A 16,678-nucleotide genomic window follows, 5' to 3' on the forward strand; every position below is an offset into this window, starting at 1 on the left:
GGGGACGGGACGCAGGCGTGATCCCACTTCCGCTGTCGGTGATCGCGGAGATCACGGGGGGCACCGTCGACGGGGCGCCCCCGGACGCCGTGGCCGGCGGTCCCGTGGTCATCGACTCCCGCGCGGTGGAGCCCGGGGCGCTGTTCGCGGCGTTCAAGGGCGAGCGCGCGGACGGGCACGACTTCGCCGCCGCCGCGCTGGCGGCCGGGGCCGCGGCGGTGCTGGCGCAGCGCCCGGTGGGCGGCCCGGCCGTGCTGGTCGACGACGTGAAGGAGGCGCTCGGCCGGCTCGCGCGGGGCGTGCTGGAGCGGCTGCCGGACACGACCGTCGCCGCGGTCACCGGGTCGGCGGGCAAGACCTCCACCAAGGACCTGATCGCGCAGCTCGTCGGGCGGGCGGGGCCGACGGTGTGGCCGCCGGGCTCGTTCAACAACGAGATCGGGCTGCCGCTGACGGTGCTGCGCGCCGACGCCGAGACGCGGCACCTGGTGCTGGAGATGGGCGCCCGGGGCATCGGGCACATCGCCTACCTGACCCGGATCGCCCCGCCCGACGTCGGCGTGGTGCTGAACGTCGGCACCGCGCACCTCGGCGAGTTCGGCAGCCGGGAGGCGATCGCGCAGGCGAAGGGCGAGATGGTGGAGGCGCTGCGGCCCGGCGGCACCGCCGTGCTCAACGCCGACGACCCCCTGGTGAGCGCGATGGCGTCGCGGACGGTGGGCGAGGTCGTGACGTTCGGCCGGTCGGAGGGCGCGGCGGTCCGCGCGGTGGACGAGACGCTCGACGAGCAGGGCCGGGCCCGGTTCACGCTGGTGGCGCCGGAGGGCTCGGCGCCGGTGGCGCTGCGGCTGTACGGTTCGCACGCGGTCGCGAACGCGCTGGCGGCAGCGGCGGCGGCGCGGGCGGCGGGCCTGCCGGTGGACGAGATCGCCGCGGGGCTGTCGGAGGCGGAGCCGGCGAGCCGGTGGCGGATGGAGGTCACCGAGCGGGCCGACGGGGTGACGGTGGTCAACGACGCCTACAACGCCAACCCCGACTCGACGCGGGCCGCGATCGACGTGCTCGCGCACATGGCCCGCGGCCGGCGCGCGTACGCGGTGCTGGGAGAAATGGCCGAACTGGGAGGTTCGTCCGCCGCGGAACATGCCAGGATCGGGCGGCACGCCGCGCGCAGCGGGCTGGACGGCCTCGTCGTCGTCGGCGCGAACGCGGCGGCGATGGCCGAAGGTGCCGCGGAGGTGGCGTCATGGACGGGAGAGTGCGTGCAGGTGGATGACGTCGGCGCGGCGGTGGCCGCGCTCAGCGAGCGGCTCGCGCCGCGGGACGTCGTGCTGGTGAAGGGCTCCCGGGTCGCCGGGCTGGAACGGGTCGCCGAGGCGCTGCTCGCGCCGGACGGGCCCGGCGGGCCCGGCACGGAGGCCGGTCGATGACCAACATCCTCATCGCGGCCGGGTTCGCGCTGGTGTTCGTCATGGTCGGCACCCCCGTGTGGATCCGGATCGTCAACCGGCTCGGCTACGGCCAGATGATCCGGGACGAGGGCCCCGAGGCCCACCTCACCAAGCGCGGCACCCCCACCATGGGCGGCACCGTCTTCATCGTCGGGTCGCTGTTCGGGTACGCGCTCGCGCACCTGTTCACCGGCGAGGCGCCGACGATCTCGGGCGTGCTGGTGCTGTTCCTGATGACCGGCCTCGGGTTCGTCGGGTTCGTCGACGACTTCATCAAGGTGTTCAAGCAGCGCAGCCTCGGCCTGCGCAGCGGCGCCAAGATGATCGGCATCATCCTCGTCGGGGTGGTCTTCGCGGTCGCCTCGCTGAACTTCCCCAACGGCTACGACATCACCCCCGCCGACCCCCACCTGTCCTTCCTGCGCGACTTCGGCCCCTCGATCGGCCCCTACCTGTTCGTCGTCTGGGCGCTGCTGCTGATCGCGGCGATGTCCAACGGCGTGAACCTCACCGACGGCCTGGACGGCCTGGCCGCGGGCCCCGCCGGCATGGTGCTGGCCGCCTACGTGATCATCGGCAACTGGCAGCTGCGCAACTCCTGCGCCGCCGCGCTCGCCCCCAACTGCTACAACGTCCGCGACCCCCTGGACCTCGCGGTGGTGGCCGCGGCCGTGCTCGGCGGCGTGTTCGGCTTCCTGTGGTGGAACGCCCCGCCCGCGAAGATCTTCATGGGCGACACCGGCTCGCTGGCCCTCGGCGGCGTGCTGGTCGGCCTCGCGATCCTCACCCGCACCCAGTTCCTGCTGGCCATCCTGTGCGGCCTGATCGTGATGATCACCCTGTCGGTGATCATCCAGGTCGGCGGCTTCAAGATGACCAAGAAACGGGTGTTCAAGATGGCCCCGCTGCAGCACCACTTCGAGCTGTCCGGCTGGGCCGAGACCACGATCGTCGTGCGGTTCTGGCTGATGTCGGCGCTGTTCGTCGGGATCGGGATCGGGATCTTCTACCTGGAATGGATGCCGAAGAAGTGACGATGAGTCCCTGGGACGGCCTCGCCGTCTGCGTCGCCGGGCTCGGCGTGTCCGGACGGGCCGCGGCGCGCGCGCTCGCCGCGCGCGGCGCCCGCGTCACGGCCGTCGACGCCCGCGACGGCGACGAGCAGCGCGCGCAGGCCGCCGAGCTGGAGGAGCGCGGCGTCGCGGTCCGGCTCGGCGACGGCGAGACCCTCCCGGAGGGCACCGGCCTGGTCGTCACCTCGCCGGGATGGAAGCCGGACGCGCCGCTGCTCGCGGCGGCCGCCGCGGCCGGCGTCGAGATCATCGGCGAGGTCGAGCTGGCCTGGCGGCTGCGGCCCGCGGGCGAGCAGGGCGCGGCGCCGTGGCTCGCCATCACGGGAACCGACGGCAAGACGACCGTCGTCCGGATGCTGGCGTGCATGCTGACGGCCGCCGGGCACAAGGCCCTCGCCGTCGGCAACGTCGGGACCCCGATCGTCGAGGCCGTCGCCGAGCCGTACGACGTGCTGGCGGTGGAGCTGTCCAGCTACCAGCTGCACTGGTCGAGCTCGCTCGCGCCGCTGGCGGCGACCGTGCTGAACATCGCGCCCGACCACCTCGACTGGCACGGCTCCATGGACGCCTACGTCGGCGCCAAGGCGAAGATCTTCGCGCCCGGCACCGTCGCGGTCTACAACGCCGACGACGCCACCTCCACCGCGCTCGCCGAGCGCGCCGAGGGCGTCGAGCGGCGCGCCGGGTTCACGCTGGGCGTGCCGCGCCCCGGCGAGCTCGGCGTCGTCGAGGAACTGCTGGTCGACCGCGCGTTCACGGCCGACCCGGCGAGCGAGGCCGCCGAGCTCGCCGCGCTGGCGGACGTCCGCCCGTTCGCCCCGCACAACGTCGCCAACGCGCTCGCGGCGGCGGGCCTGGCGCGGGCCTTCGGCGTGCCGCCCGAGGCCGTCCGGGAGGGGCTGCGCTCGTTCGTGCCCGACCCGCACCGCATCCAGCACGTCGCCGACGTCGCCGGCGTCGCCTACGTCAACGACTCCAAGGCGACCCAGCCGCACGCCGCCGCCGCGTCCCTGGCCGCCTACGAGTCGATCGTGTGGATCGCCGGCGGCCTGCTCAAGGGCCTGGACGTCGACGACCTGGTGCGCACCTGCGCCGGGCGGCTGCGCGGCGTCGTGCTGATGGGCCGCGACCGGCACCGGATCGCCGAGGCACTCGCGCGACACGCCGCCGATGTCCCGGTCGTCGACGTCGCCGACACCGACACTGGGGCCATGGACCGCGTCGTCACCGAAGCAGCCGGGCTCGCCCGTCCCGGCGACACCGTGCTGCTCGCCCCCGTCGGGGCCTCCTTCGACATGTTCGCCAACTACCCCGCCCGCGGCGAGGCGTTCATCGCCGCGGTGGAACGCCTCGCCGCCGCCGGAGACCCGCAGGCGTCATGACCACCGCCGTACCGGCCGAGGAGGAACGGACGCGCCGGGCGGGGCCGCGCGAGCAGGTGGTCGCCGCGGTCGGGCTGCTCGACCGCCCCCTCACCTCCTACTACCTGGTGCTGAGCTGCTCGGTGATGCTGCTGGCGCTCGGCCTGACCATGGTGCTGTCCGCGTCGTCGGTCAAGCAGCTCCAGGAGACCGGGTCCGCCTACACGCTGTTCCAGAAGCAGGCCGTGTGGATGGTGATCGGGCTGCCGCTGATGTGGCTGGCGTCCCGGCTGCCGGTGCGGACGTTCCGCGCGCTCGCCTACCCGCTGCTGCTGCTGTCGATCGTCGCGCTCGCCATGGTGCTGGTCCCCGGCCTCGGCCGCAGCGCGGGCGGCGCCACCCGCTGGATCGACCTCGGGCCCGTCCAGATCCAGCCGTCCGAGCCCGCCAAGCTCGCGCTCGTGCTGTGGGGCGCCGACCTGCTGGCCCGCAAGGAGCGGCTCGGCCAGCTCACCGAGTGGCGGCCGCTGCTCGTGCCGCTGCTGCCCGGCGCCGGGGTGCTGGTGCTGCTGGTCATGCTCGGCAACGACCTCGGCACCACCCTCGTCCTGCTGACGATCTTCCTCGCGCTGCTGTGGGTGGTCGGCGCGCCGGGCCGGCTGTTCGTCGGCATCGCCGGCCTCGTCTGCCTGCTGGTGTCGATCCTGATCATCGTCGAGCCGTACCGGATGCAGCGGCTCACCGGCTTCCTCGACCCGGCCGGCAACCGGCTGACGAGCAACTACCAGGGAATCCAGGGCCTGTTCGCGGTCGCCTCCGGGGGGCTGTTCGGCACCGGCCTCGGGGAGGGGCGCGCCAAGTGGGACTACCTGCCGCACGCCGAGACCGACTTCATCTTCGCGATCGTCGGCGAGGAGTTCGGGCTGGTCGGCACCCTCGTCGTGCTCGGCCTGTTCGGGCTGCTGGCCTACGCGGGGCTGCGCATCGCCCGCCGGGTGAAGGACCCGTTCACCCGGCTCGCCGCGGCCGGCGCGACCGCCTGGCTGGTCGTCCAGGCCATCGTCAACATCGGCGCCGTGATCGGGGTGCTGCCGATCACCGGCATCCCGCTGCCGCTGGTGTCCTACGGCGGCTCCGCGCTGATCCCGACGCTGATCGCGCTCGGGATGCTGCTGGCGTTCGCCAAACGCGAGCCCGGCGCGCGGCAGGCACTGTCCGCACGCGGCCCCGGACCGGTCGTGAGGGCTCTAAGCTGGCTGGGACTGGCACGGCGCTGAAATCCCCCCGCCGGGGTGCCGGCGACCCGGCGTCCGCCGCCCGCACGCGCCGAGTGCGGGACGGACGGCACGCGAGCGGACGGCACCCGACACGTCGAACACGCTGAGGAGTTGTCAACGAGCATGAGGGTTGTCCTGGCCGGCGGCGGCACCGCCGGACACATCGAGCCCGCCCTGGCTCTCGCCGACGCGCTGCGCCGCAACGACCCCAACACGGGGATCGTCTGCCTCGGCACCGAACGCGGCCTGGAGACCCGGCTGGTCCCGCAGCGCGGCTACGAGCTCGCGCTGATCCCGCCGGTCCCGCTGCCGCGCACGCTGACCCCGCAGCTGCTGTCGGTCCCGGGACGGCTGCGCGGCGCGATCAACGCGGCGGCGAACGTGCTGGACCAGGCGCAGGCCGACATCCTGGTCGGGTTCGGCGGCTACGTCGCGACCCCCGGCTACCTGGCCGCGCGCAAGCGCAAGGTGCCGATCATCGTGCACGAGGCCAACCCGAAGCCGGGCCTGGCCAACAAGCTCGGCGCCCGCTTCACCGACCACGTCGCGGTGTCCCACCAGGACTCGCCGCTCCCGAACGCCACCTTCGTCGGCATCCCGCTGCGCCGCGAGATCGCGGCGCTGGACCGGCTGGCGATGGGCGACAAGGCCCGCTCCTACTTCGGCCTGCTGCCCGACCTGCCGACGCTGCTGATCTTCGGCGGGTCGCAGGGCGCCCGCTCCCTCAACCAGGCCGCGGTGGCCGCCGCGCCGTACTTCCGGCAGGCCGGCATCCAGGTGCTGCACATCGTCGGGCCGAAGAACACCGAGGAGCCCGAGCCGGCGCAGGGCGGCCCTCAGTACGTCACCATCCCGTACTGCGACCGGATGGACCTCGCCTACGCCGCCGCCGACATGGCGATGTGCCGGGCCGGCGCGATGACCTGCGCGGAGCTCGCCGCGGTCGCGCTCCCGGCGGTGTACGTGCCGCTCCCGATCGGCAACGGCGAGCAGCGGCTGAACGCCGAGCCGATCGTCGCGGCGGGCGGCGGCATGCTGGTCGACAACGCCGAGCTGTCGCCGGACTGGATCGCCCGGAACCTGCTGCCGGTGCTGGCCGACCCGGGCCGGGTCGCGCACATGTCCGAGGCGGCCGGGCGGATGGGCCGCCGGGACGCCGACGTCGCGCTGGCCCGGATGGTGTACGACGTGGTCCGCGCGGCGGGCGCCGCCCGATGAGCCTGATCGACCCGTGCGAGGTGGTCCCGGCCGGGGAGCTCGGCCGGGTCCACTTCATCGCCATCGGCGGCGCCGGCATGTCCGGCATCGCCCGGATCATGCTGCGCCGCGGGATCGCCGTGTCGGGCAGTGACGCGCGCGACTCCGAGCTGCTCGGCCAGCTCGGCGACCTCGGCGCGAAGGTGTTCGTCGGGCACGACGCCGCGCACGTCGGCGACGCCGACACCGTCGTGGTGTCCACCGCGATCCGGGAGGCCAACCCCGAGCTGGTCGCCGCCCGCGAGCGCGGGCTGCGGGTGCTGCACCGCTCGGCGGCGCTGGCGTCGCTGATGGCGGGGCGGCGCGCCGTCGCCGTCGCCGGGACGCACGGCAAGACCACCACGACGTCGATGCTGACGGTCGCGCTGCAGCACGCGGGCGCCGACCCGTCGTACTGCATCGGCGGGCAGCTGGTCACCACGGGGCTCGGCGCCGACGAGGGCACCGGGGACGTGTTCGTCGCCGAGGCCGACGAGAGCGACGGCTCGTTCCTCATGTACACCCCGCACATCGCGGTCGTCACCAACGTCGAGGCCGACCACCTCGACAACTACGGCGGCTTCGAGATGGTGAAGGAGAACTTCGCCAGGTTCGTCGACCGGATCGAGCCGGGCGGGACCCTCGTCGCCGGCGCCGACGACCCCGTCGCGATGGAGCTGGCGGAACTGGCGCGCGCGCGGGGGCTGACCGTCCGGACGTACGGCGAGGCCGAGGGCGCCGACCTGCGGGTCACCGGGTTCACCCCGCGCGGCCTCGGCTCCCGCTTCACGATCGAGGGCGCCGGCGAGGTGGCGCTCGCCGTCCCCGGCCGGCACAACGCGCTCAACGCCGCCGCGGTCGTCGCGGTCGCGCAGGCGCTCGGCGTCGACGACGCCGCCGTGCGCGAGGGGCTCGCCGCGTTCGGCGGCGCGATGCGGCGGCTGGAGCGCAAGGGCGAGGCGGGCGGCGTCGAGGTGTTCGACAGCTACGCCCACCACCCGACCGAGCTGACCGCCGACCTGGAGGCCACCCGCGGCTACCTGGGGGAGAAGCAGGAGCCGGGCCGGATCGTCGCGGTGTTCCAGCCGCACCTGTACAGCCGCACCCGGTTCTTCGCCGCCGAGTTCGGCGCCGCGCTCGGCCTCGCCGATGTCGCCGTCGTCCTGGACGTCTACGGCGCCCGCGAGGACCCCGAACCCGGCGTGACCGGCGCGCTCGTCGCCGACGCCGTCCCCGCCGGGACCGAGACCGTCTACGCGCCCGTGCGCGACGAGGTCCCCGCCCTGGCCGCCTCGCTCGCCCGTCCCGGCGACGTGGTGATCACGCTGGGCGCCGGCGACGTGACCGCGCTCGGCCCGCTGGTCCTGGAGCGGCTCGCGGCCCGCTGAGCGCCCGCGCCGCGCGGAGGGGGACACGCCGCCGCGCGGGCGTTCGGCGGCGCGCGGGCCGATCACTGTCAAGCTGGGGTCATGACCGAGGCGCGGACGGACCAACCGGAGAGCGAGGCCGGGGACCGGGCGGCGGACGGGCCGGAGACCGCCGCGGACCGGGCACGCCCGGGCCGATGGAAAGTGATCTTCGTCGCGCTGCTCGTGCTCGGCGCGCTGGCCGCGGTCGGCTGGGTGCTGCTCGGCTCGAAGCTGCTGGTGGTGCGGCACGTGGAGGTGAGCGGCGCCGCGCTCGCGCCGCGCGACCGGATCGTCGCCGCCGCCGGGATCCGGCTCGGCGTCCCGATGGCGCGGCTGGACACCGGCGCGATCAGGGCGCGGGTGGAGCGGCTCCGCGAGGTGGAGTCCGCCGAGGTCAAGCGCGACTGGCCCGCGACGGTCCGGATCGTCGTGCACGAGCGCGTCCCGGTGGCGGTGCTGCGGCGCGGCGGCCGCTACGAGCGCCTCGACCGGCACGGGGTGACCGTGGCGGACGGGGCGTCGCGCCCGCCGGGGCTTCCGGAGCTGACCGTCGCCTCGCCCGGGCCGTCCGACCCGGCGACGCTCGCGGCCCTCAAGGTGCTCACCGGCCTGCCGGAACGGCTGCGCGGCCGGGTCACCGAGGTGGAGGCGGCCGATCCCGCGTCCGTGGAGCTGCACATGAAGGGCGGCCTGACGGTGACGTGGGGCCCGCCGGAGCGCGCTGCGGAGAAGATCCGCCTGCTGGACTCGGTGGAGCGGACGGCGTCGGGGCGGTCCCTGCACAGCGTCGACGTCAGCTCGCCGGAGGTGCTGATCACGCGGTGACCGGCCGGATGGCGCGGCGGAATGTCAAGCCGTTCGGGTCCGGTGCGTGTGTCGGGGCGATTCCGGGCGTCCGATGGGGCACGCTGGAACGGTCGGCCGGAGTTCGGCCGGCCTGGACGGACCGGAGGGCGGGCGGCGGTGCACTGAGCGGCAGGCGGCGGACACGTCCGTCGCCAACCAGGGCAAACCCGTGCCCAGTGCGACACGCCGGTGGAGTTCGGGGGAGGTTAGTTGACCCTGGCGGTAAGGCCGCCCTACTGTCCGTATCAGTCCTCAGGTTGACATAACTGTAAGCCTCAAGTTGAGGGTGAGGGTTGAGGGTGGATCGGATCGACGGTCGGTTCCGCCCGCTTCCCGCGCCGGAAAAGCGCACAGGTCAGGAAACTCCGCGGCGGACGGTCGGCAGACCGGACCGGCGGGTCGGATAGAGCGAGCGGAAAGGCCCCTCGTCGTGGCAGCACCGCAGAACTACCTCGCGGTCATCAAGGTCGTCGGTATCGGCGGCGGCGGCGTCAACGCCGTCAACCGGATGATCGAGGAGGGACTCAAGGGCGTCGAGTTCATCGCGATCAACACGGACGCCCAGGCGCTGCTGATGAGTGACGCCGACGTGAAGCTGGACGTGGGCCGCGAGCTCACCCGGGGCCTCGGCGCCGGAGCGAACCCGGACGTCGGCCGCAAGGCCGCCGAGGACCACCGGGAGGAGATCGAGGAGGTGCTCAAGGGCGCCGACATGGTCTTCGTCACCGCCGGGGAGGGCGGCGGCACCGGCACCGGCGGCGCGCCCGTGGTCGCCAACATCGCCCGGTCGCTCGGCGCCCTGACGATCGGCGTGGTCACCCGCCCGTTCAGCTTCGAGGGCAAGCGCCGCGCGATGCAGGCCGAGGCCGGCATCGAGACGCTGCGCGACGAGGTCGACACCCTCATCGTGATCCCCAACGACCGGCTGCTGTCGATCTCCGACCGGCAGGTCAGCGTGCTGGACGCGTTCAAGGCCGCCGACCAGGTGCTCCTGTCCGGTGTCCAGGGCATCACCGACCTGATCACCACGCCGGGACTGATCAACCTGGACTTCGCCGACGTCAAGTCCGTGATGTCCGGCGCCGGCTCGGCGCTGATGGGGATCGGCTCGGCCCGCGGCGACGACCGCAGCGTCGCCGCCGCCGAGATGGCGATCTCCAGCCCGCTGCTGGAGGCCAGCATCGACGGCGCGCACGGCGTGCTGCTGTCCATCTCCGGCGGCTCCGACCTCGGCCTGTTCGAGATCAACGAGGCGGCGCAGCTCGTCTCCAACGCGGCCGCCCCGGACGCCAACATCATCTTCGGCGCGGTCATCGACGACGCGCTCGGCGACGAGGTGCGGGTCACCGTGATCGCCGCGGGGTTCGACGAGGGACGCCCTACCCGGCCGGCCCCTGAGCCGGAGACCAAGCGCGCCGCCCCGCCGCCCCGCCCGGTGCCGCCGCCCGCCGCGCCGCCCGCGCCGTCCAACCCGATCCCGAGCCGGGTCGGCCGTTCCGACACCGGCCCGCAGCCCGCGCCGCACCAGTCGGTCGCGCAGGCCGCCGCCGCGCCGCAGCCGTCCGCGCCGCTCGCGGCGCCGGTCCCCGCGCCCGCGCCGCGGCCCGAGGCCGAGCGCTCCCCGGGGTCGGCCGGCGACGACCGCGCCGCCGGCCGCGGCGGGTCGCCTCCCGGCGACCCGGCCCGTTCGGACTCCGGCCGCGCCGAGCCGCAGCCGTCCTCCCAGCCGGGGCAGTCCGGCGACCGCGACCAGGGCTCCGACACCGGCTCGCGCGCCCCCGCGCCGCGCCCGTCCGCCGAGTCGACCCCCTCCCGGGTGCACGCCGGCGAGAACGACGGCGGCCCCGCCCCCGCCGGCGGGCGCCGCCGCCCGGTCGTGTTCGACGAGGACGACGACCTCGACGTGCCCGACTTCCTGAAGTGATCACCACCGTCGCCCTGGGCGACGGCGTCGGCGCCGCCTTCACCGGCCGGCCCGGCGGCGTGAGCACGGCCCCCTACGACTCCCTGAACCTGGGCGGCGCGGTCGGCGACGACCCGGCCGCCGTCACCGCGAACCGGCGGCGCGCCGCCGCCGCCCTCGGCGTCGACCCCGCGCGCACCGTCTGGATGCGGCAGGTGCACGGCGCCGACGTCGCGTTCGTCACCGCCCCCGCCGACGCCGGCGGCCCCGTCGACGCGATCGTCACCACCGTCCCCGGCCTGGTCCTCGCCGTCCTCGTCGCCGACTGCGCCCCCGTCCTGCTGGCCGACCCCGCCGCCGGCGTGGCCGGCGCCGCCCACTCCGGCCGGCCCGGCACCGCGGCCGGCGTCGTCCCCGCGCTGGTGAAGGCGATGTGCGAGCGCGGCGCCGACCCCGCCCGGATACGCGCCGCGATCGGCCCCGCCGCGTGCGGCGGCTGCTACGAGGTGCCCGCGGAGATGCGCGACGAGGTCGCCGCCGTGGTGCCCGCCGCGCACGCGACGACGTCCAAGGGCACCCCGGGCCTCGACATCCGCGCCGGCATCGCCGCGCAGCTCGCCGCGAGCGGGGTCGGCGACGTCCGCGTCGACCCGCGCTGCACCATCGAGACCCCGGACCTCTTCTCCTACCGCCGCGACGGCCGCACCGGCCGGTTCGCCGGATTCGTCTGGCTCCAGGACGGCGGCGCGTGACCGCCGGCGAGCCCGGCCGCCCGGCGGCCCCGGCGGCTTCGGACGAGCGGCGCGCCGAACTCGCCGCGAACCTCGCCGACGTCCGCGGCCGGATCGCCGCCGCCTGCGCCGCCGCCGGACGCGACCCGGCGGAGGTCGCGCTGATCGCGGTGACCAAGACCTTCCCGGCCTCCGACGTGCGGCTGCTGGCCGGGCTCGGACTCACCGACGTCGGCGAGAACCGCGACCAGGAGGCGCGGCCGAAGGCCGCCGAGTGCGCCGACCTCCCGCTGACCTGGCACTTCGTCGGGTCCCTACAGACCAACAAGGCCCGCGCGGTCGCCTCCTACGCCGACGTCGTGCACTCCGTCGACCGGTCCCGGCTGGTCACCGCGCTGTCCGGCGCCGCCGGCCGGGCCGGGCGCACGCTGCGCTGCCTCGTCCAGGTCTCGCTGGACGAGGCCGAGCACCGCGGCGGCGCGGCCCCGGCGCAGGTCCCGGCGCTCGCCGACGAGATCGCCGCCGCCCCGGGCCTGGAGCTCGGCGGGCTGATGGCCGTCGCGCCGCTCGGCGCCGACCCGGCACCGGCGTTCGAACGGCTCGCCGCGCTGTCGGCGGACCTGCGCCGGAACCATCCGGACGCGCGGAGCGTCTCTGCGGGCATGAGCGGGGATCTGGAGCAGGCGATCGCGTGCGGCGCGACACACCTGCGGATCGGTACGGCGTTGCTCGGCGGCCGACGGGCAATCGTCAGGTAATGTCCCGGGAGTGGTACCTGCCGGAACGCGGGCCACGTAGACGGATCGGTCCAGCGGCGCCGGAGGCGCCGGGTGCCGCGGCCACAGGACACGGAGGGGCGTATGGCCAGCGCGATGCGCAAGATGGCGGTCTACCTCGGCCTGGTGGAGGACGACCGCTACGACGACAAGTACGGCGACGAGTACGACTACGAGCCCTACGACGACGAGACCGACCCCGGCCAGGGGCGGCGCCGCGAGGACGAATCCGGCGGTCAGCTTACCCGAGCCGAGGAGACCGCGGACCGGGAACGCGATCATCACGCGGTGTCACCGCCCGAGCGACGCTCCGTGGCGCTCTACGAGTCCGGTACCACCGACCTTGCGCGCATCACTACGCTGCACCCTAGGACCTACAACGAGGCGAGGACCATCGGGGAGCACTTCCGTGAGGGCACACCGGTGATCATGAATCTGACCGAGATGGTCGACAGCGACGCCAAGCGGCTCGTCGACTTCGCGGCGGGTCTCGTGTTCGGCCTGCACGGGAGCATCGAGCGTGTTACCAACAAGGTGTTCCTCCTCTCACCGGCCAACGTGGAGGTGACGGCGGAGGACAAGGCCCGGATGGCAGAACGAGGGTTCTTCAACCAAAGCTGACAGCCACATGCGAGAGTGTCCGTGAACATCGTTGGACAGGTGCTGACGTACCTCCTGTACATCTTCCTGCTCTTCCTGATCGGCAGGCTGATCCTGGAGGTGCTGCAGTCGTTCGCCAGGCAGTGGCGTCCCAGAGGGGTGGTGCTCGTGATCGCCGAGGCGACCTACACCATCACCGATCCGCCGCTGAAGCTGCTGAGGCGTTTCATCCCTCCCATACGGCTGGGTAACGTGGCGCTGGACCTCAGTTTCACCTTCCTCATCTTTGTGGTGTGGGTCTTGATCATCTTCGTGCAGAGGCTCTGATCGGATACCGTCCTTCGGGACAGACTCCAAGCGCGCCAAGGAGACGAACATGCCGCTGACACCCGCCGATGTGCGGAACAAGCAGTTCAGTACCACCAGGCTGAGGCCGGGGTACGACGAGGAGGAGGTGGACGCCTTCCTCGACGAGGTCGAGGCCGAGCTCGACCGCCTCATCCAGGAGAACGAGGAGCTGCGGGCCAAGCTCGCCGAGTGCCTCCGTGGCAAGGTTCCCGCCATGGCCGCCCCCATCGTGGAGCCCAAGCCGGACGTCCAGAAGATCCCCGAGCCCCCCCGGCCGGAGCCGCAGCCGCAGCCCGAGCCCGAGCCCGTCCCCCTCGGCGGCCTCGGCATGGCGCCCGCGCCCACCGGCGAGGACAACATGGACACCGCCGCGCGCGTGCTGGCGCTGGCGCAGCAGACCGCCGACCAGGCGATCGCCGACGCCCGCCGGGAGGCCGACGAGACGCTCGGCCGCGCCCGCCGCGAGGCCGAGGAGATCCTCGGCAAGGCCCGCCGGCAGGCCGACCAGATCGTCAGCGAGGCCCGGTCCCGCGCCGAGGCCCTCGACCGCGACGCGCAGGAGCGGCACCGCCAGGTCATGGGGTCGCTCGTGCAGCAGCGCGAGGAGCTCGAGCGCGAGGTCGACAACCTGCGCGCCTTCGAGCGGGAGTACCGCAGCCGCCTGAAGGTCTACCTGGAGGGCCAGCTGCGCGACCTCGAGGCCGGCAGCACCGAGACGGGCGCGTTCGCCGCCGTCCCGGGCGCGGCGCCCTCGGTGGCGCAGCCGACCGCGCCGCAGCCGACCGCGCCGCAGGCCGGGCCCCAGACGGGACCGCAGAACGCGCTGCCGCACGCCGAGAACCGCAACGGCGGAGCCGGCGGCTCCAACCCCGCCGGGCCGGCGTTCCCGTCGCCCGCCGAGCACGCCCAGCAGGTGCAGCACTCGGCGACCGGCGCGTTCCACTCCGGCGGCGGTGACAACCCGCCGCACGAGAGGCGCTGACTCGGGCACCGCAGGCGATAGTGTCGTCCCGATCGCCGCGCCGAGGATGGCACCGCCGCCGTCCCGGCGCCCCGAGGCGGCCGGCCGGGGCCGGTCGGCCGGGGAGATACGGCGTGACACCTGGGCCTGAAGGGCGGCCCGGAGCCGAGCGGTCCGAACGAGGGGGAGAGACCCTGTGATCATCCTGAGTGGCGTTCTCGTGGTGGCGGCGATCGCCCTGCTGGTTGCGGGAATCGTCGCCGGCAACGGAGACAGCGCCCAGGTCTTCGGCCTGGATGCGCTGGTGGTGATCTACATCTCGATCGCCGTCAGCATCGTCTCCGCGCTGTGCCTGGCCATCGGGGTGTTCCTGCGCCGCAAGGAGCTCTTCGGCAGCGGCACCCCCGCCGCGCCGGCCAGGAAGGGCAGGAAGGCCAAGCGGCCGCGGCCGGCTCCGCCGGCGCCCGCGGCCAAGAGCGCGGCCGGCGCCCCCGCGGCGCCCCGGCCGTCCCTGGACGCCCCGGCCGAGCCCGACGACGAGGTGGAGATCCCCGTCCAGCCCGTCGACGTGCCCGACGACGCCCTGGTGTTCGTCGTGCGCGGACGCAAGCGCTACCACCTCGACACGTGCCGGCAGCTCGCCGGGCGCGACACCGAGGAGCTCACCTACGCCGAGGCCAAGGAGGAGGGGTTCAGCCCCTGCACCGCCTGCATGCCCGACACCGCACTGGCGGCGCGCGCCGCGGCGTCGGGACCCGGGTCACCGGACCCGGGCAGGACGGTCGCGGACGGCTCCGACCTCACCAAGCCCCGCGTGGACCGCTCCGCGGCCGGTGCGGAGGGCGGCCTGGCCGGGCTGGCGAAGCCCGCGCCCGCCGCCCCCTTCGCGCCGCACTCCGCGCCCGCGTCGTTTGACCCGACCGCGGAGATCCCCCGCGTGCCGGAGCCGGGCGAGCCGGAGCACGACCGCCCGGCGGCCGAGCACCGCGAGGAGCCGCCGGCCGGCCGGGTGCCGTCCGCGTGGTCGTCCTCGCCCGCCGACCCGGACCCCGAGCCGGAGGCCCCCGCCCCGTTCCGCGGCCCCGCCGGGCCGACGCTGACGGACATCCCCGTCGCCGGCCCGCCGCCGCGGGAGCCGGAGCGGGCCGAGGAGCCCGCCGTCGAGCCGCAGGCGGCCGAGGAGCCGGAGCCCGAGCCGGAGGCCGCGTCCGCGGCGGAGAGGCCCGCTGCGGCCGGATCCGCGCCGGCCGACGTCACCGCCGACTTCGGTGACGACCCGCTGAACCTGGGCGACGCGGCGGCGCCGCGGCCCCGCGACGCCGACGACGCGGCCGTCCCCGAGCCCGCCGCGCCCGCCGCGGACGAGCGGCCGGCCGACCCGCCCGCCGACGACGGCTTCGACGACTTCGACGAGCCCGCCGAGACCGGGGAGGCCGACGACGGCGGCCCGCAGGTCCGGATCCTCAGCGGCACGAAGCGCTACCACCGCACCGACTGCGCGCTCATCGAGGACATCGGCGACGAGGCCGACGACCTGGAGGCGCTGTCCCGCGCCGAGGCGAAGGCCCGCGGCTGCACGCCGTGCCTCGTCTGCCAGCCCGACCGCGAGCACGCCAGGGACTGACGGCCGCAAGGCTCCCGCCTCCGCGCCGCACCGCCCCCGCGTCCTGCGCCCCGCCGTCGGACGGCCTTTCCGCGGCGGCTGGGGGCGCGCTCGCCGCAGCGGGCGGGCGGATCAGCGGTGGCGGCGGCGTTCGGCGCGGAGCTCGCGGAGGCGCTCGCGGCGCTCGTCGCGGCGGCGATGCATGTCGGTGTGCCGCTCCAGCATCCGCTCGTGATGCTCCTCGATCCGCTCCATGTGCCGCCGGTGGCGTTCCAGCTGCCGGTCGTGCCGGGAGCGCTTCTCGCCGATCTCGCGGCGGCGCACGTTGATCCCCCCGAAGATCACCATGCCGGTCAGCCGGATCAGCGGCGCGTCCGGGTCGATGACGTCGTCGGGCAGGTCGGCGCCGCCGAACACCATCGCGGCGGAGTTGGTCACCCGCACGCCGGGCGGCACCGTGATGTCGATGCCGCCGAACAGGCAGCTGACGTTGACGGTGACCTCGCCCTGGCTGAGGACGGCCTGGCGGAAGTCCAGGTCGACGCCGCCGAACACGCAGGACACGTTGGTGGTCGGCTCCACGAGCCAGCGTCCCTTGCGGGTCGCGCCGCTGAAGACCGCGACGAGGCTGGACGACTGGCGGACGGGCGGCGGCAGCGCCGCCTCGTCCTTCTGGAGCCGGACCTTGGGCCGCGGCGCCTGCTCGGACGGCAGGTCGGCGAGGAGCGGGTCGAGGTCGGCGTAGGTCTTGGCGCGGTAGACGGCGTCGATGCGCTCGGCGTGCTCCTCCGGCGTGATGCGGCCCTCCGCGAGGGCCTCGCGGAGACGGTCGGCGACCTGGTCGCGGTCGGCGTCCGAGGCGCGCATGCGGGCCGGCGAGTCGGGCTCGGAGGGCTGCTCGGGAAGGTTCACGGGACCATCATCGCAAACCCGGCACCGCAGACGCGATGTGTCGCGAAAAACCCGGATCCCTCTCCACTCAGTCCGGCTGAGCGCCGCCGCGGAAGGCCGGACCCCGGCCACCGCCACGGGCAGGCCCGCGGAGCGAGTGCAGCGAGCGCAGCGGGCCTGCCCGACGACGGGGGTTCCAGGGGGTCGCCCCC

Annotated in this window: 15 protein-coding genes; 14 read left to right on the forward strand and 1 reads right to left on the reverse strand. The window is 74.7% G+C overall.

Features of this window, described 5'->3' with window-relative positions:
• The first annotated feature begins 17 nt into the window (after nucleotides 1-17).
• The 14 genes from murF to AB0C78_RS44245 all read left to right on the forward strand — a co-directional run bounded on the left by murF (nucleotide 18) and on the right by AB0C78_RS44245 (nucleotide 15,596).
• On the forward strand, nucleotides 18-1,430 hold the full coding sequence (murF, locus tag AB0C78_RS44180) for a UDP-N-acetylmuramoyl-tripeptide--D-alanyl-D-alanine ligase (RefSeq protein ID WP_360760484.1): 1,413 nt from the start codon (nucleotides 18-20) through the stop codon (nucleotides 1,428-1,430).
• Nucleotides 1,427-2,485, forward strand: coding sequence for a phospho-N-acetylmuramoyl-pentapeptide-transferase (gene mraY, locus AB0C78_RS44185; RefSeq protein ID WP_151547069.1), 1,059 nt, complete (start codon nucleotides 1,427-1,429; stop codon nucleotides 2,483-2,485). The genes murF and mraY overlap by 4 nt, the downstream gene beginning before the upstream one ends.
• 2 nt (nucleotides 2,486-2,487) lie before the next feature.
• The gene (murD, locus tag AB0C78_RS44190) at nucleotides 2,488-3,906 is read left to right on the forward strand and encodes a UDP-N-acetylmuramoyl-L-alanine--D-glutamate ligase (protein WP_360760486.1); all 1,419 of its coding nucleotides are present in this window, start codon (nucleotides 2,488-2,490) and stop codon (nucleotides 3,904-3,906) included.
• The gene (ftsW, locus tag AB0C78_RS44195) at nucleotides 3,903-5,162 is read left to right on the forward strand and encodes a putative lipid II flippase FtsW (protein ID WP_151546878.1); all 1,260 of its coding nucleotides are present in this window, start codon (nucleotides 3,903-3,905) and stop codon (nucleotides 5,160-5,162) included. The genes murD and ftsW overlap by 4 nt, the downstream gene beginning before the upstream one ends.
• Nucleotides 5,163-5,285: 123 nt before the next feature.
• The gene (gene murG, locus AB0C78_RS44200) at nucleotides 5,286-6,380 is read left to right on the forward strand and encodes an undecaprenyldiphospho-muramoylpentapeptide beta-N-acetylglucosaminyltransferase (RefSeq protein ID WP_151546879.1); all 1,095 of its coding nucleotides are present in this window, start codon (nucleotides 5,286-5,288) and stop codon (nucleotides 6,378-6,380) included.
• Entirely contained in the window at nucleotides 6,377-7,786 is a 1,410-nt protein-coding gene (gene murC, locus AB0C78_RS44205) for a UDP-N-acetylmuramate--L-alanine ligase (protein ID WP_360760490.1), read from the forward strand. The genes murG and murC overlap by 4 nt, the downstream gene beginning before the upstream one ends.
• 81 nt (nucleotides 7,787-7,867) lie before the next feature.
• Nucleotides 7,868-8,632, forward strand: coding sequence for an FtsQ-type POTRA domain-containing protein (locus tag AB0C78_RS44210; RefSeq protein ID WP_360760493.1), 765 nt, complete (start codon nucleotides 7,868-7,870; stop codon nucleotides 8,630-8,632).
• A 451-nt stretch (nucleotides 8,633-9,083) separates the two neighbouring features.
• Complete coding sequence (gene ftsZ, locus AB0C78_RS44215; protein ID WP_360760496.1) at nucleotides 9,084-10,577, forward strand: cell division protein FtsZ; 1,494 nt, start codon at nucleotides 9,084-9,086, stop codon at nucleotides 10,575-10,577.
• Entirely contained in the window at nucleotides 10,574-11,308 is a 735-nt protein-coding gene (gene pgeF / locus AB0C78_RS44220; protein WP_360760498.1) for a peptidoglycan editing factor PgeF, read from the forward strand. Before ftsZ ends, pgeF begins: the two co-directional genes overlap by 4 nt.
• Nucleotides 11,305-12,045 carry a YggS family pyridoxal phosphate-dependent enzyme gene (locus AB0C78_RS44225; protein ID WP_360760501.1) on the forward strand — a complete coding sequence of 247 codons (741 nt, stop codon included), beginning with the start codon at nucleotides 11,305-11,307 and terminating at the stop codon, nucleotides 12,043-12,045. The genes pgeF and AB0C78_RS44225 overlap by 4 nt, the downstream gene beginning before the upstream one ends.
• 102 nt (nucleotides 12,046-12,147) lie before the next feature.
• Nucleotides 12,148-12,684 carry a cell division protein SepF gene (gene sepF, locus AB0C78_RS44230; RefSeq protein ID WP_190862283.1) on the forward strand — a complete coding sequence of 179 codons (537 nt, stop codon included), beginning with the start codon at nucleotides 12,148-12,150 and terminating at the stop codon, nucleotides 12,682-12,684.
• Between the two features lie 21 nt (nucleotides 12,685-12,705).
• A complete protein-coding gene (locus tag AB0C78_RS44235) occupies nucleotides 12,706-12,990 on the forward strand; it encodes a YggT family protein (RefSeq protein ID WP_151547235.1) in 285 nt (94 codons plus the stop codon).
• Nucleotides 12,991-13,039: 49 nt separating this feature from the next.
• Nucleotides 13,040-13,993: a DivIVA domain-containing protein gene (locus AB0C78_RS44240; protein ID WP_360760504.1), complete on the forward strand. Its 954-nt coding sequence runs from the start codon at nucleotides 13,040-13,042 to the stop codon at nucleotides 13,991-13,993.
• Nucleotides 13,994-14,168: 175 nt separating this feature from the next.
• Nucleotides 14,169-15,596: a hypothetical protein gene (locus AB0C78_RS44245; RefSeq protein WP_360760507.1), complete on the forward strand. Its 1,428-nt coding sequence runs from the start codon at nucleotides 14,169-14,171 to the stop codon at nucleotides 15,594-15,596.
• Nucleotides 15,597-15,707: 111 nt separating this feature from the next.
• Here AB0C78_RS44245 and AB0C78_RS44250 read toward each other — a convergent pair whose 3' ends face one another.
• Nucleotides 15,708-16,487 (reverse strand): DUF1707 domain-containing protein, encoded by a 780-nt coding sequence (locus AB0C78_RS44250; RefSeq protein ID WP_360760509.1) that lies wholly within the window; start codon nucleotides 16,485-16,487, stop codon nucleotides 15,708-15,710.
• Nucleotides 16,488-16,678: the final 191 nt, after the last annotated feature.

The organism is Actinomadura sp. NPDC048394 (assembly GCF_040651755.1).
GTDB classification, from domain to species: Bacteria; Actinomycetota; Actinomycetes; order Streptosporangiales; family Streptosporangiaceae; genus Spirillospora; species Spirillospora montaniterrae.